The sequence below is a fragment of the Rhizobium mesosinicum genome, from assembly GCF_019511345.1.
Lineage (GTDB): Bacteria > Pseudomonadota > Alphaproteobacteria > Rhizobiales > Rhizobiaceae > Rhizobium > Rhizobium mesosinicum.
In genome coordinates this window covers 70,750-83,165 of sequence record NZ_JAEUAK010000009.1, presented here as the reverse complement: position 1 = coordinate 83,165, position 12,416 = coordinate 70,750, and the positions used below count along the sequence as shown (strand labels likewise).

The window sequence follows — 12,416 nt, the reverse complement described above, 5'->3', positions numbered from 1 at the left end:
AATTGCGCATTGCGTTCGAGATTTGCCGAACGGCTTTAGTTTCCAGGGAAAGAACAGTCCGCGCGGGGCCTGCAACGTTTGGGGAAGCTAGCGGCGACGCAGAATACGTCACCAAAACCGACATTTTTGCGAAAACTTCGCAGGGTTCGCGCCAAGAGAGAGGAAATGCCGAGTGCCACGACAGACCAGCTCGAAAGCAGGCAAACCTGAACCGCTGGCCACGCCGATGGAGGATGTCGGGATCATCGATTTCGAGATCATCGAGCTATTCTTCTTCGCGTACCGTGACTTCGTATCCGATCCTGACGCCATTCTCGAAAAGAGCGGTTTTGGGCGGGCGCATCACCGCGTCGTGCATTTCGTCAACCGAAATCCGGGCATGACGGTTGCCGATCTGCTCGACACGCTGAAGATCACCAAGCAGAGCCTTGCAAGAGTGCTGAAACAACTGATCGATTCAGGCTATATTCGGCAGGTGGCAGGCCCGGAGGATCGCCGACAGCGCAAGCTCTACCCCACCAAATCGGGCAGGGAACTGGCACTGGCGCTCGCCGAGCCGCAATCACGCCGTATTGAACGGGCATTCGAGGGCGCTACCCCGGAGGCGCGAGAGGGCGTAAAGGCATTCCTCAGAGGCATGCGAGACAGACAGAAGGCGGATTGAATGGCGGTCAAGACAGGCATTTCCGATGACGCGGCGCATCTTCTCGTCGTCGACGACGATACCCGTATCCGCGCGTTGCTGAACCGTTACCTGACGGAAAACGGCTTTCGCGTGACCATTGCCTCTGACGGGGCAGAGGCGCAGCGCAAGTTGGCGGGGCTCGATTTCGACCTCATCATCATGGACGTGATGATGCCGGGCGAATCCGGCATCGAGGTGACGCGCGGGCTCAGGGCCGTGAAGAACGTGCCGATTATCATGCTGACGGCGCTTGCCGAATCCGACAGCCGTATTGCCGGGCTCGAAGCCGGCGCCGACGATTATCTTCCCAAGCCTTTCGATCCGCGCGAACTCGTTCTGCGCGTCAACAATATCCTGCGACGCAATAGCGGCGGCGATACGCTGAAAATCGAGCAGGTCATGTTCGGCCCCTACACTTTCTCGCTGACGCGCAAGGAGCTGAAGAAGGCGGCCGAAGTCATCCGCCTGACGGACCGCGAACAGGAAATCATGCTGCTTTTTGCCCGCCGGGCCGGCGACACGATCCCGCGGCACGAGTTGATCGGAGACGATGCGGAAGTCGGCGAACGTACCATCGACGTTCAGATCAACCGTCTGCGCCGCAAGATCGAGGATGATCCTGCCAATCCGGTCTGGCTGCAGACAGTGCGCGGTATAGGGTACAGGCTGAGCATCGACTGAAACGACGGGTTCGGGACCGGCGCACATGGTGACATTCGACAGCTTGCGGCGGGAAGACCGCTCTCCTGCACCCGGCTGGCGCTGGTTCGTGCGCTGGCTGCGCCGGCGATTGCCGACGGGTCTTTATACGCGTTCGCTGCTCATCATCATCATTCCGATGGTGCTTCTGCAGTCGGTCGTCGCAGCTGTCTTCATGGAGCGTCACTGGCAGATGGTGACGGAGCGGCTGTCGCTCGGCGTGACCCGTGACATCGCAGCCATCATCGAGGTTATCGACAGCTATCCGCAGGATGCCGATTACAGCGATATAACCCGCATTGCCCGCGACCAGCTCAACCTGCAGATTTCGATCGAGCCGGATGGAGATCTGCCACCGCCGCGCGAAAAGCCGTTCTTCTCGATTCTCGACGGCATCCTGAGCGACGAGATCACCGATGAAATCCGCCGGCCGTTCTGGATCGATACGATCGGCAATTCCAACCTCATCGAGATCCGCATCAAGCTCGACAACCGCATCCTGCGTGTGATTACGAAACGCAGTCAGGCCTATGCATCGAACACGCATATCTTCATTCTCTGGATGGTCGGCGCGTCACTTGTGCTGATCGCCATCTCGATCCTGTTCCTGCGCGGGCAGATCCGGCCGATCCTCAATCTGGCGCGGGCGGCGGAAAACTTCGGCAAAGGGCAGAAGGCGGACAATTTCTATCCGCGCGGCGCTGATGAGGTGCGGCGTGCCGGTCTTGCCTTCATCCTCATGCGAGAGCGCATCGAGCGGCAGATGGAGCAGCGCACGGCGATGCTCTCAGGCGTCAGCCACGATCTCAGAACCATCCTGACCCGCTTCAAACTTCAACTGGCGCTCGCTGGCGATAATCCCGATCTTGCAGGGCTGAATGAAGACGTCAACGACATGCAGACCATGCTGGAGGCCTATATGGCCTTTGCCAAGGGTGAGGTGGAGGAAGATGTCGGAGAGCTGAAGCTCAGCGAGGTCTTCGGAAAACTCGAGGCCGATTTCGAACTGCACGGCAAGATGCTGACCTATTCCATCGAGGGCGAGGACCATATCTCAGTGCGCCCAAATGCCTTCTTGCGACTTGTGACCAATCTCGCCTCTAATGCGAGGCGTTACGCCGACACGCTCCATATCGAGGCCAAGCATGGTGCGAAATGGCTGACGATCGTCTTCGATGACAATGGTCCCGGCATTCCGGAGAAGTACCGGGAGGATGTGTTCAAGCCATTCTTCCGGCTGGATAGCGCACGCAATCTCGATGCTTCGGGCACCGGTCTCGGGCTTGCCATCGTGAGGGATATCGCGCGCAGCCACGGCGGCAATATCACGCTTGGTGACAGTCCGCTTGGCGGGCTGAGAGCGACGGTGCGTCTTCCGGCCTAGCTTTTTGCAGCCGGTTTGGCGGCGTCGAATTCATTCAGGTGGATGACGATCCAGCGCCACAGCGAGACGACCTGCGTCAGCAGTTCGCGGCCGAGCGGTGTCAGCTCGTATTCTACGCGTGGCGGCACCTGCGGATAGAGCGTGCGGATGACGAGACCGTCGCTTTCGAGCGTGCGCAACGTCTGTGTCAGCACCTTCTGGCTGATATCCTCCACCCGCTCCAGAACCCTTGAAAACCGCAAGGGGCCATCCGCCTCGGAAAGCACGTGCAGGACGCGTAGGGGCCATTTCGCGGCGGCACGTTCCAGCATCTGCCGGGCTCGCGCATCCTGTTCGTCGCTCATGTTGCGGCAGAAATCGAAGATATCGTCTTTCATAATAGTTACTTTCAGGTATGTATAGATCCGTAAGGTACCTTCTTTCTAAAGGAAACAATAGATCCTAAATGGATGGGGAACCAAAAAGGAGGTTTCCCATGTCAAAGGTTTGGTTGATTACTGGAAGTTCGCGTGGCCTCGGCCGCGCGCTCGCCAATGCCGTTCTCGAGGCCGGCGACAAGCTGGTCGCGACGGCGCGCGATCCCGCCCAGCTTGGCGATCTCGTTGATGCGCATGGCTCGCGCGTTCTCGCCCTGGCGCTCGATGTGACAGACGAGGCGGCGGCGGAAGCGGCTGTGAAGAGCGCGGTCGAAACATTCGGCAGGCTCGACGTGCTGGTCAACAATGCCGGTTACGGCAATGTCGCGCCGATCGAGGATACGAGCCTTGCCGAATTCCGGGCGCAGATCGAGACCAATCTCTTCGGCACAATCATCATGACCAAGGCGGCGATCCCGGTCATGCGCGGGCAGGGGACAGGCCATATCATCCAGTTCTCTTCCGTCGGCGGCAGGATCGGGCCTGTCGGGCGTGCGCCTTACGCGGCAGCGAAATGGGGTGTCGAGGGTTTTTCCGAAGTGCTCTCCAAGGAGGTCGGACCGCTCGGCATCAAAGTTACCATTATCGAGCCGGGCGGCTTCCGCACGGACTTTGCCGGTTCCTCGACGGCAATCTACGGCGGTCGCCCGGAATATGCCGAAACAGTCGGTGCCATGGCAGAGTACCAGCGCAACTATAGCGGCCGCCAACCCGGCGATCCTGCCAAGGCGGCGGCAGTGGTGCTGCATATTGCTTCGCTCGATGCCCCGCCGTTGCGACTGCTGCTCGGCAGCGATGCGGTCGCGGCAGTGGAGAAGGCGGATGCAGCGCGAATGGAGGCCGACCGCAGCTGGCGTGTCGTCAGCCAGTCGACCGATTTCGAGCGGAGCGACGGCGCCAAGCCCATGTCTTGGGATCAGAAGGCCAGCTGAGGTGCGGACAAAAGAAAAGCGCCGCACTGTGGCGGCGCTTTTCGTCAGAGTATCTTCAGCCGATCAGCTTGCGACGCAGAAGTGCTCGCGACCGTCATTGCCGACATAGGTGCCGCTCTGCGGGTCGAAGCTACGGTAGCGGTAGGAGCAATAGCGCTGCCATTGAACGCTCCAGGGTTCCATGGCGCCGGCCGAGCGACCGTAGACAGGGCGACCGTAGACAGGGCGACCATAGGCTGGCTCGGAATAGACGGGCTCAGAATAGACGGGACGCGGTGCGCGATAGACCGGCGGCGGAGCATATTCCGGTTCATAGACCGGCGGGTCGATATAACGGCGCTCTTCATAGACAGGGCCATTATTGGCATTTGCGATGGCAGAGCCAACGATAAGACCCGTGGCCAGGCCGACGGCGCCGCCAACCAGTGCATCGTTACCGTGGTCATGGCCATGGCGCCAATAGCGGTCACCAGCCGAGGCTTCACCGATGGCCGAGAGGGTCAGGGCAGCGGCGGTTGCCGTCAGAAGAATAGTCTTTGCAAGCCTGTTCATGGCGAAAATCCCGATATCGGGAGCCGGAAGCGGTCCCTTTCTATGGTTCCGAACCTAGCGGCGTCATGCTGAATGGAGTCTGAACGACAAAACCCGGCATCGCTGCCGGGCTTCAACTCGAATTCCACGCCTATGCGGAGGTTCAGCCCGAAATCTGCAGATTGACGGCCTTCGGACCCTTGCCGCGGCGATCCGGCTCCGTGTCGAAGCTTACTTTCTGATTTTCCGTCAGGCCGGCCAGACCGGAAGCCTGAACGGCAGAAATGTGAACGAAGATATCGGCGCCGCCCTTGTCCGGCTTGATAAAGCCGAAGCCTTTGTCGGTATTGAAGAATTTTACAGTGCCAGTCTCGGCCATGCCTCAGGTCCTTTTGTCTCCGCCCGCCATCCACACGGGCAGCATTACGCTATTGCCTTCTCGCGAAGACGCTGGCAGGCAGATCTTGAAATGTGAGAAAAAGGTCCCCTCTACCTCCGCCGGTTCCAGACAGGACTTAACGCCTGCTGTTTTTTGGGACCGGCTGACCGGAATATTAGCGTTTCCGGCTCGCAAATTCTTAAGGACTTCCCATGCTCGCAAAATGCCCGAACGCGCGAAGAGTGCTGCGTTTGAAGGATTTTGGCAAGCAAAAGTTTTTTAACGTGTCCCTAAGAATACACCCGCAAATGTGGCCTGTTTTCGCAAAAAACGCAAAAAATCCGCCGCCGGGAGCAAATGATTAACGTTTTATATCGTCTGCAATATAAGTTCCGGGCAGATTTTACCAAAAATGCAACGATAGCGCGTCTTGCCGCTCGCTTAAAAAAATCCTCAGATGGCAATAAATGCCCCACAAATGGACGCGTGTTCAGGCCGTCTCCGAGCGGCGGCGGGTCATTTCGGGCACGAGCTCGACTGCAAGCATAGCGATAAATATCAGCGCACAACCGATGTAGCCGAGCGGCGGCATGCTCTCGCCCAAAAGAAGCGCGGCGAGCGTCGCGCCGAATAGCGCTTCGGCGGAGAGGAAGATCGCTGCCTGCGAGGGAGTGGTGTAGCGCTGAGCGACGACCTGCAGTACGAAGGCGACGCCCGAGGAGAAGATGCCGACATAGAGGATCTCAGGTGCAGCCGCGCGGATATCTGACAAGCTGACCGGTTCGGAAATGGCGGCGATGATCAGCGCACAAACGGCCGTCACCGCAAACTGGGTGCTGGACAGCGCAAGCGGTCGACCCGTTTCGCCGACCGTCGTTCCGGCAAGCGTGATCTGAACCGACCAGAAGATCGCGCAGACGACCGTCAGCAGATCCCCCACCGTCAGAGCCGAAAGCCGGCCGCCCGACAGCATATAAATGCCTGACACGGCCATGATGGCGCCCGGCCAGATGATCCAGTGTGGCGAGCGGCGCAGGAAGAAGACGGCGATCAACGGCACAAAGATTACATAGAGCCCGGTGATGAAGCTGGAATTGGTGACGGTCGTGGTCTGCAGGCCGATCTGTTGCGTGGACGCGCCGCCGAAGAGCGCAAGGCCGATCATCAAATAAAGGCCAAGATGACGGCGGCTGGTTGCGACCTTCGCCTTGCGCGCTTCGATGAGCGTGAAGGGCAGGGTGGCGAGTGCGGCGATGGCGAAGCGCAGACCGATGAACCAGAAGGGGCCGATCGCCTTCATTGCGGTCGACTGCGCAACGAAGCCGCCGCCCCAGATAGCGGCTGCGAGCAATAGAAGGAGGTTCGCCTGAGCGCGCGTCATTTCGCCCTCGATGTTTGGGAAGCATTTAAGAGTTGTGCTGCCGGGTTAGCAGGCGCATCTCTTTTCGACAAGGATGAGATTCCTCAAATGGTTCGGAGACATGGATGAAGCGGCAACTGATTGCGACCGTCACGGCAGCCGTTCTGGCAGGGGCTTGGGACGCTTCGGCCGAGGCTTCATCACCCATCCGGCCGATTGCACGCTTTGCCGATCTGCCCGATGTGGTCCGGGCGGATGTCGAGCCTGATGACGGCGACTGCCACATCGAAGAGCCGCGCCTTGCCGATGGCGATGCCTTCGAAATAATCAGCGAGACCGGGAAGAGGCTGATCATCGTACCCTGTGGCCAGGCTGGCGCCTACAACATGCCTTTCGCAATCTATGGCGGTTACGGCAACCATATTTCTCGGGCGGTTTTTCCGCTGAAGTTTTCGGAAACGACAGGCGATACGGCTTTCAACATCCGCTACGATGCGACGGAGAGGCGTTTCACCTCCTTCGTAAAGGGACGCGGCATGGGCGATTGCGGCAGCTATTATGTGTGGCGTGTAGCCGAGCCTCCTAACACGGATTTCCTTGTTCTTGAGGAAGTGCGCATCAAGGAGGAATGCGATGCCAGGGCTGATGGCGGTCCGGCAACATGGCCGCTCGTGTGGAAGCGCCAATGACGGCAGGATATTCCGACACGCCGCTCGCAAGGAAGCTGGAGCTTAAACCAGGACAGGCGGCCTTGCTCATCAATGTTCCCAATGGGCTGGCGGAGATCGGCGGGTTCGAGGGTTTTGCTACGGTCGAACGGGTCTTGCCGACGGGTTCTGATCGGCAATTCGATTATATCCACGTCTTCGAAACACATCGTATGGCGTTGGAAGAGATGGCGGGGGCGCTATTCCACGTGGTCAGGCCCGATGGCATGGTCTGGATATCCTGGCCGAAGAAGAGTTCGAAGGTGCCGACCAGCATCACCGAGGATGCATTAAGAGAGATCCTGTTGCCGACAGGTCTCGTCGACGTCAAAGTCTGCGCCATCGACGATATATGGTCGGGGCTGAAATTCATGATCCGCAAGGAATTGCGGAATTCGCTTTAGCCGGCCCGGCTTTCAGCGCGGGAAACCCGAAGCAATTCGCCGTCATTCTCGTCGGTGACCATCAGCAATGCGCCATCGGGGGCGACGATCACATCGCGGATGCGGCCGTAGTCGCCTTCGAACATGCGTTCCTCAGCAGTGAAGCCGCCGCTCGCATCCCTCTGCATGCGTGACAGCAACTGGAACTTCAGGGCGGCGACGATGAAATTGCCGTTCCATTCCGGAAACATCTTGCCGCGATAGACGACGAGGGCGCCCGGAGCGATCGACGGATCCCAGTAGTGCAGGGGTTGTTCCAGGCCCTCCTTCGCCGTTCCTTCGCCGATCTTGGCGCCGGAATAGTCGCGACCGTAGGTGATAACAGGCCAGCCGTAATTCTTGCCGGGCTCGGGATTGTTGATCTCGTCACCACCTTTTGCGCCATGTTCGACGGTATAGAGCTTGCCGTCAGCGCTATCGAAGGTAATGCCCTGCGGGTTGCGATGGCCCTTGGACCAGATTTCCGGTAGGGCTTTGCTGCTATTCTTGAAGGGATTGTCGGCGGGAATGCTGCCATCGGCATTGAGGTGGACGATGGAGCCGGCATCATCCCTCCAGTCCTGCGAGCGGTTGCGGTCACCGCGGTCGCCGACGCTGATGAACAGCGAGCCGTCTGGGGCAATCGCGATGCGTGAACCATACTGGATGTTGCCGCGGGTAAAGCGCTGCATTGTGAAGATCGGCGCGACGTTTTCGAGGCTCTTTTCATCCGGTGAAAGGGTGGCGCTGAAGGCCTCGGTGCCGGAGCCCCGGTCGCTGGCGGTTGCGGCAGTCAGGTAGAGCTTTCGGCTGATGGCGAAATCCGGCGCAAGCGCGACATCCATCAAGCCGCCCTGGCCGCGGGCGCTCACCTTCGGCAGGCCATCGATCGGATCTGAAACCTTGCCGTCGCGGATGATGCGGAGCCGTCCTGGCCGCTCCGTGACGATATAGCCACCGTCAGGCAATACCTCGACCGCCCAGGGATGCTCCAGCCCATCAGCGAGCTTCTGGACACGAACCGAAACTTCCTGCGTCCTGAGGACGTCCCCGGTCTGTGCGAGGACTGGACCTGCAAAAGCAGCGGCTCCTGCCAGCAGTGCGGCGAAACGGAAAGTCGAAATGGCGTCCATCATAATCCCCCGTCGTCAGTTTGAGGGGAAGGTGGCGCGGGGCATGAGGCGCTTCAACCGTACTCGGCGCTCCATAACGGTTTTGTGTTCTCGGGTTGAATGAGAGTAGGTCAGTTGATTACGCGGGCAGGGAAGCGGGGATTGAAATCAGCCTGTTGCAGCTCGGCACTCATCATCCGCTGTGTGATGAAGCCGGTGCGCTTTGCTTCCACTTTCAGGAAAAGCCCGCAGCCGATCAGCGCCATGCCGTAGAAGGCAAGGCACACGATACCGACGGCGACCAGTTTCTCGACGGTCGAAAGCCCGGGGAGGCGAGGTCTCGGCGGCGCCGGCGGTGCCTCGTGGGCAGACGCGGCGGCCATGGCCAGTTCCATATAGGTCGGCAGCGGCTCGAACGTATCGGCTTCCTCGGTCCAGCCGGACCGCTGCGGCTTAGCGGACATCGCGCAGCCCCTCCGAGAGACGGCCCTTGATGCGGCGCAGCCAGATGGCGAGCGCGTTTGCAGCGACGAGTGCGGCGAAAAGTACGGTTACGCCATCAATGATCTTCTGATCAGCATAGGACGTTTTGAGGGGACTCGAGGCCATGGCCGGCCCTGCTTCGGCAACAGAAAACAGGCAGGACGTCGCCACGATACAGCTTGCAAAGGCAATGACTGCCACCATCAGCGATAGGGAAACCCGGATTGCGCGCAGGCGTCCTGCCGCGCGTTCGTCTTCCAAAAACATGGTACGCCCTCAATAACCAGTGTCGGATGGCGGAGAATATCGTTTCGATCTCGGCGCTCTCACGACCGAATTGGGGCACGCCACGGCATTTGTTGCGGCTTATTCGTGGCAAATGGTAAACGGGCGATAACCTTGATTTCTAGTAATAAATCGGAGCCGACCTCAGAAACTGAATCAACTTCCCGTGTGCCTGGATCGTCCATCCGCGGCGCCTCTTCAAAGCTCCATTCAAATTTCCAGACGCAGATGCGGCAATTGATCAATAAGAATCATCGCGACCATCATCCCTTTGCGCTTGAAATGATGTCGTACATTGGACATAGAGCTTAGCGCAGAACTCCGGTCCCGGCCTTCTGCCCGTTTCAACCTTGTAGGACCGATATCATGGCCTTCCTTGCCGATGCCCTTTCCCGCGTGAAGCCTTCAGCCACCATCGCCGTTTCTCAGAAAGCGCGCGAACTGAAAGCCAAAGGACGCGACGTGATCGGTCTCGGCGCCGGCGAGCCCGATTTCGATACGCCCGATAATATCAAGAAAGCAGCCATCGACGCGATCAATCGCGGCGAGACGAAATACACGCCGGTATCCGGTATCCCCGAACTGCGCAAGGCGATTGCCGCCAAGTTCAAGCGTGAGAACGGTCTGGAATATACGTGGGAGCAGACGATCGTCGGCACGGGCGGCAAGCAGATCCTGTTCAACGCCTTCATGGCGACGCTGAACCCCGGCGATGAAGTCGTGATCCCGGCGCCTTACTGGGTGTCCTATCCCGAGATGGTGGCGCTGTGCGGCGGCACACCGGTTTTCGTTTCGGCCACCCAGGAGCATAATTTCAAGCTCCAGGCCGCCGATCTCGAAAGGGCGATCACGCCGAAGACCAAGTGGTTCATCTTCAATTCGCCGTCCAACCCGACGGGCGCTGCCTATACGCATGCCGAGCTGAAGGCGCTGACGGATGTGCTGATGAAGCATCCGCATGTCTGGGTGCTGACGGACGACATGTACGAGCACCTGACCTATGGTGACTTCAAATTCGTCACGCCCGTCGAAGTCGAGCCGAAGCTCTATGACCGCACGCTGACGATGAATGGCGTCTCCAAGGCCTATGCGATGACTGGTTGGCGTATTGGTTATGCGGCGGGCCCGATCCAGCTGATCAAGGCGATGGACATGATCCAGGGTCAGCAGACATCGGGTGCGACCTCGATCGCGCAATGGGCGGCCGTCGAAGCGCTGAACGGCACGCAGGACTTCATCCCCGAAAACAAGAAGATCTTCGAAGGCCGCCGCGATCTCGTCGTTTCCATGCTGAACCAGGCCAAGGGCATCGTCTGCCCGGTGCCGGAAGGCGCCTTCTACGTCTATCCTTCCTGCGCCGGGCTCATCGGCAAGACTGCTCCGTCCGGCAAGGTCATCGAGACCGACGAGGATTTCGTTTCCGAGCTGTTGGAATCGGAAGGCGTTGCCGTCGTTCACGGCTCGGCCTTCGGCCTCGGCCCGAACTTCCGCATCTCCTATGCGACCTCGGAAGAGCTGCTTGAGGAAGCTTGCCGCCGCATCCAGCGCTTCTGCGCAGCCTGCAAGTAAGCGACGACTGCCAGTCTTGTTGAAAAGGCCCACCAGAAACGGTGGGCTTTTTCTTTGGCTAACGTTCCGATTCAACGTGTTTCGAAGGCGATTCCGCTTTTGACGCTAAGCCGCTGATTTCAGGTTCAAAGTCCGATCGCCGTCAGCATGATGAAAGTGGCGAAGAGGATGAAATGTGTCATGCCTTCGATGGCGTTAGTCTCGCCGTCATTCAGATTGATAGCCGCCGCGATCAGCGTGACCATGACCATCACTGTCTGGACCGGCGACATGGCCATGATGAAGGGCTGGCCGGTATAGAGCGCGATCGCTTCCATGACCGGCACGGTGAGGATGACCGTCGACAGAGATGCGCCCATGGCGATGTTGACGGTAGCCTGCATGCGGTTGCGGAGCGCCGCCCTCAAGGCCGTCAAGATTTCCGGAGCGGCGGAGATGGCGGCAACCACGATGGCGGTCACAGCCACAGGAGCACCGCTATCTCGCAGACCCTCGTTCATGAAGCCCGACATGAATTCGGCGAGCGCACCGATGATGACCACGCCGATGAGAATGATGCTGACCGAGGTCGCGACCGACCCTTCGTCGTGGTGTTCTTCAGGATGTTCCTTCTGCCGTTCCGACCGCGGATAGCTATAGGAAAAGAAGTAGCTGTGCTGGCCGACCTGCATACGAAGGAAAAGGCCGTAGAGGGCGATCATGGCGATGATAGTGAAGCCGGAATAATAGTGCCATTTATCGTCGGGCACGAATTCCGGAACGATCATCGAGATGCCCATGGCGGTCAGGATCATTACGCCGTAGGTCTTGCCGGAATTATCGTTATAGGGCTGCTCGCCATGCTTCAGGCCGCCGAGCAGGGCGGCGAGGCCGAGGATGCCGTTGATGTCGAGCATGAGAGCCGAATAGATCGTGTCGCGCACCAGCGTCGGCGATGTTTCCTCGCCGCTCATCATGATGCCGAGGATAATGACTTCCACAGCAACGGCGGAGAGCGTCAGGATCATCGTGCCGTAGGGATCGCCGACCTTAACGGCCAGCAGTTCCGCATGGTGAGCGACACGCATCGAGGCGAATACGATGGTCACGATCAGAGCGGCGGCTGCGACAAGCGCTACGCCCCGGCCGCCTTCCATGACTGAATGTTCCAGCAAGTAGGCAATGACCGCGACAACGACCGCCGCGATCAAGAATTTTTCTTCCTTAAGATGCGATGCCATTTCTACCACCAGCGCCGATTTTGATTCCTTCGGCGAGTCTAAGCTGGTGATTTTTCTATGCAAGCAGACTCCCCACTGATGAAATTTGCAGTCTGTGACGATTAATGAAATACTGCTTTTTCATACGGCAGCCGGAACCCAGAACGCGGCGTCCTCGAAATCTTCTCAAGCGGCCCGCGCTGGACCGGACATGATCCGGGAGCCTACGGATGCGAAGCGAGAAGAAGAGGAG

General features: G+C 59.0%; 15 protein-coding genes. 7 read left to right on the top strand and 8 right to left on the bottom strand.

Annotation, left to right across the window (positions count from 1 at the left end):
- Nucleotides 1-172: 172 nt before the first annotated feature.
- Genes JNB85_RS21905 through JNB85_RS21895 form a run of 3 tightly spaced genes read left to right on the top strand, consistent with a single transcriptional unit; the run spans nt 173 to nt 2,768 of the window.
- A complete protein-coding gene (locus JNB85_RS21905) occupies nt 173-664 on the top strand; it encodes a MarR family winged helix-turn-helix transcriptional regulator (protein WP_007824353.1) in 492 nt (163 codons plus the stop codon).
- Nucleotides 665-1,366: a response regulator gene (locus tag JNB85_RS21900; protein ID WP_220336404.1), complete on the top strand. Its 702-nt coding sequence runs from the start codon at nt 665-667 to the stop codon at nt 1,364-1,366.
- Nucleotides 1,367-1,391: 25 nt separating this feature from the next.
- Nucleotides 1,392-2,768 carry an ATP-binding protein gene (locus tag JNB85_RS21895; RefSeq protein WP_220336403.1) on the top strand — a complete coding sequence of 459 codons (1,377 nt, stop codon included), beginning with the start codon at nt 1,392-1,394 and terminating at the stop codon, nt 2,766-2,768.
- Here the strand turns inward: JNB85_RS21895 and JNB85_RS21890 are convergent.
- Nucleotides 2,765-3,145 (bottom strand): winged helix-turn-helix transcriptional regulator, encoded by a 381-nt coding sequence (locus tag JNB85_RS21890; protein WP_420852287.1) that lies wholly within the window; start codon nt 3,143-3,145, stop codon nt 2,765-2,767. The two genes, JNB85_RS21895 and JNB85_RS21890, sit on opposite strands and share 4 nt — an antisense overlap.
- Nucleotides 3,146-3,243: 98 nt before the next feature.
- On the opposite strand from JNB85_RS21890, the gene JNB85_RS21885 reads away from it, so the two are divergent.
- Nucleotides 3,244-4,116, top strand: coding sequence for an oxidoreductase (locus tag JNB85_RS21885; protein WP_220336402.1), 873 nt, complete (start codon nt 3,244-3,246; stop codon nt 4,114-4,116).
- A 63-nt stretch (nt 4,117-4,179) separates the two neighbouring features.
- Here JNB85_RS21885 and JNB85_RS21880 read toward each other — a convergent pair whose 3' ends face one another.
- The 3 genes from JNB85_RS21880 to JNB85_RS21870 all read right to left on the bottom strand — a co-directional run bounded on the left by JNB85_RS21880 (nt 4,180) and on the right by JNB85_RS21870 (nt 6,407).
- On the bottom strand, nt 4,180-4,668 hold the full coding sequence (locus JNB85_RS21880; RefSeq protein WP_220336401.1) for a BA14K family protein: 489 nt from the start codon (nt 4,666-4,668) through the stop codon (nt 4,180-4,182).
- Nucleotides 4,669-4,810: 142 nt separating this feature from the next.
- Nucleotides 4,811-5,026 (bottom strand): cold-shock protein, encoded by a 216-nt coding sequence (locus tag JNB85_RS21875; RefSeq protein WP_007824341.1) that lies wholly within the window; start codon nt 5,024-5,026, stop codon nt 4,811-4,813.
- 490 nt (nt 5,027-5,516) lie between these two features.
- Entirely contained in the window at nt 5,517-6,407 is an 891-nt protein-coding gene (locus JNB85_RS21870) for a DMT family transporter (RefSeq protein WP_220336400.1), read from the bottom strand.
- A gap of 104 nt (nt 6,408-6,511) precedes the next feature.
- Between JNB85_RS21870 and JNB85_RS21865 the strand changes: the two genes are divergently transcribed.
- Together JNB85_RS21865 and JNB85_RS21860 are read left to right on the top strand one after the other, a co-directional pair.
- Nucleotides 6,512-7,075 (top strand): DUF1176 domain-containing protein, encoded by a 564-nt coding sequence (locus JNB85_RS21865; protein ID WP_220336399.1) that lies wholly within the window; start codon nt 6,512-6,514, stop codon nt 7,073-7,075.
- Entirely contained in the window at nt 7,048-7,497 is a 450-nt protein-coding gene (locus tag JNB85_RS21860; RefSeq protein ID WP_220336398.1) for a hypothetical protein, read from the top strand. The genes JNB85_RS21865 and JNB85_RS21860 overlap by 28 nt, the downstream gene beginning before the upstream one ends.
- Here the strand turns inward: JNB85_RS21860 and JNB85_RS21855 are convergent.
- The 3 genes from JNB85_RS21855 to JNB85_RS21845 all read right to left on the bottom strand — a co-directional run bounded on the left by JNB85_RS21855 (nt 7,494) and on the right by JNB85_RS21845 (nt 9,377).
- The gene (locus JNB85_RS21855; protein ID WP_220336397.1) at nt 7,494-8,648 is read right to left on the bottom strand and encodes a PQQ-dependent sugar dehydrogenase; all 1,155 of its coding nucleotides are present in this window, start codon (nt 8,646-8,648) and stop codon (nt 7,494-7,496) included. The genes JNB85_RS21860 and JNB85_RS21855 overlap by 4 nt on opposite strands.
- A gap of 110 nt (nt 8,649-8,758) precedes the next feature.
- A complete protein-coding gene (locus JNB85_RS21850) occupies nt 8,759-9,091 on the bottom strand; it encodes a sortase (protein WP_220336396.1) in 333 nt (110 codons plus the stop codon).
- Nucleotides 9,081-9,377: a hypothetical protein gene (locus JNB85_RS21845; RefSeq protein WP_220336395.1), complete on the bottom strand. Its 297-nt coding sequence runs from the start codon at nt 9,375-9,377 to the stop codon at nt 9,081-9,083. Before JNB85_RS21845 ends, JNB85_RS21850 begins: the two co-directional genes overlap by 11 nt.
- A gap of 384 nt (nt 9,378-9,761) precedes the next feature.
- Between JNB85_RS21845 and JNB85_RS21840 the strand changes: the two genes are divergently transcribed.
- Entirely contained in the window at nt 9,762-10,964 is a 1,203-nt protein-coding gene (locus JNB85_RS21840) for a pyridoxal phosphate-dependent aminotransferase (RefSeq protein ID WP_220336394.1), read from the top strand.
- A 125-nt stretch (nt 10,965-11,089) separates the two neighbouring features.
- Here the strand turns inward: JNB85_RS21840 and JNB85_RS21835 are convergent, their stop codons facing one another.
- Complete coding sequence (locus JNB85_RS21835; RefSeq protein ID WP_220336393.1) at nt 11,090-12,184, bottom strand: calcium:cation antiporter; 1,095 nt, start codon at nt 12,182-12,184, stop codon at nt 11,090-11,092.
- Nucleotides 12,185-12,416 lie beyond the last annotated feature (232 nt).

Coding starts and splice junctions, on each gene's coding strand:
- JNB85_RS21900 (WP_220336404.1), top strand. CDS start 665: ATGGCGGTCAAGACAGGCATTTCCGATGACGCGGCGCATCTTCTCGTC.
- JNB85_RS21875 (WP_007824341.1), bottom strand. CDS start 5,026: ATGGCCGAGACTGGCACTGTAAAATTCTTCAATACCGACAAAGGCTTC.
- JNB85_RS21850 (WP_220336396.1), bottom strand. CDS start 9,091: ATGTCCGCTAAGCCGCAGCGGTCCGGCTGGACCGAGGAAGCCGATACG.
- JNB85_RS21895 (WP_220336403.1), top strand. CDS start 1,392: ATGGTGACATTCGACAGCTTGCGGCGGGAAGACCGCTCTCCTGCACCC.
- JNB85_RS21840 (WP_220336394.1), top strand. CDS start 9,762: ATGGCCTTCCTTGCCGATGCCCTTTCCCGCGTGAAGCCTTCAGCCACC.
- JNB85_RS21890 (WP_420852287.1), bottom strand. CDS start 3,145: ATGAAAGACGATATCTTCGATTTCTGCCGCAACATGAGCGACGAACAG.
- JNB85_RS21835 (WP_220336393.1), bottom strand. CDS start 12,184: ATGGCATCGCATCTTAAGGAAGAAAAATTCTTGATCGCGGCGGTCGTT.
- JNB85_RS21880 (WP_220336401.1), bottom strand. CDS start 4,668: ATGAACAGGCTTGCAAAGACTATTCTTCTGACGGCAACCGCCGCTGCC.
- JNB85_RS21845 (WP_220336395.1), bottom strand. CDS start 9,377: ATGTTTTTGGAAGACGAACGCGCGGCAGGACGCCTGCGCGCAATCCGG.
- JNB85_RS21870 (WP_220336400.1), bottom strand. CDS start 6,407: ATGACGCGCGCTCAGGCGAACCTCCTTCTATTGCTCGCAGCCGCTATC.
- JNB85_RS21855 (WP_220336397.1), bottom strand. CDS start 8,648: ATGGACGCCATTTCGACTTTCCGTTTCGCCGCACTGCTGGCAGGAGCC.
- JNB85_RS21885 (WP_220336402.1), top strand. CDS start 3,244: ATGTCAAAGGTTTGGTTGATTACTGGAAGTTCGCGTGGCCTCGGCCGC.
- JNB85_RS21860 (WP_220336398.1), top strand. CDS start 7,048: ATGGCCGCTCGTGTGGAAGCGCCAATGACGGCAGGATATTCCGACACG.
- JNB85_RS21865 (WP_220336399.1), top strand. CDS start 6,512: ATGAAGCGGCAACTGATTGCGACCGTCACGGCAGCCGTTCTGGCAGGG.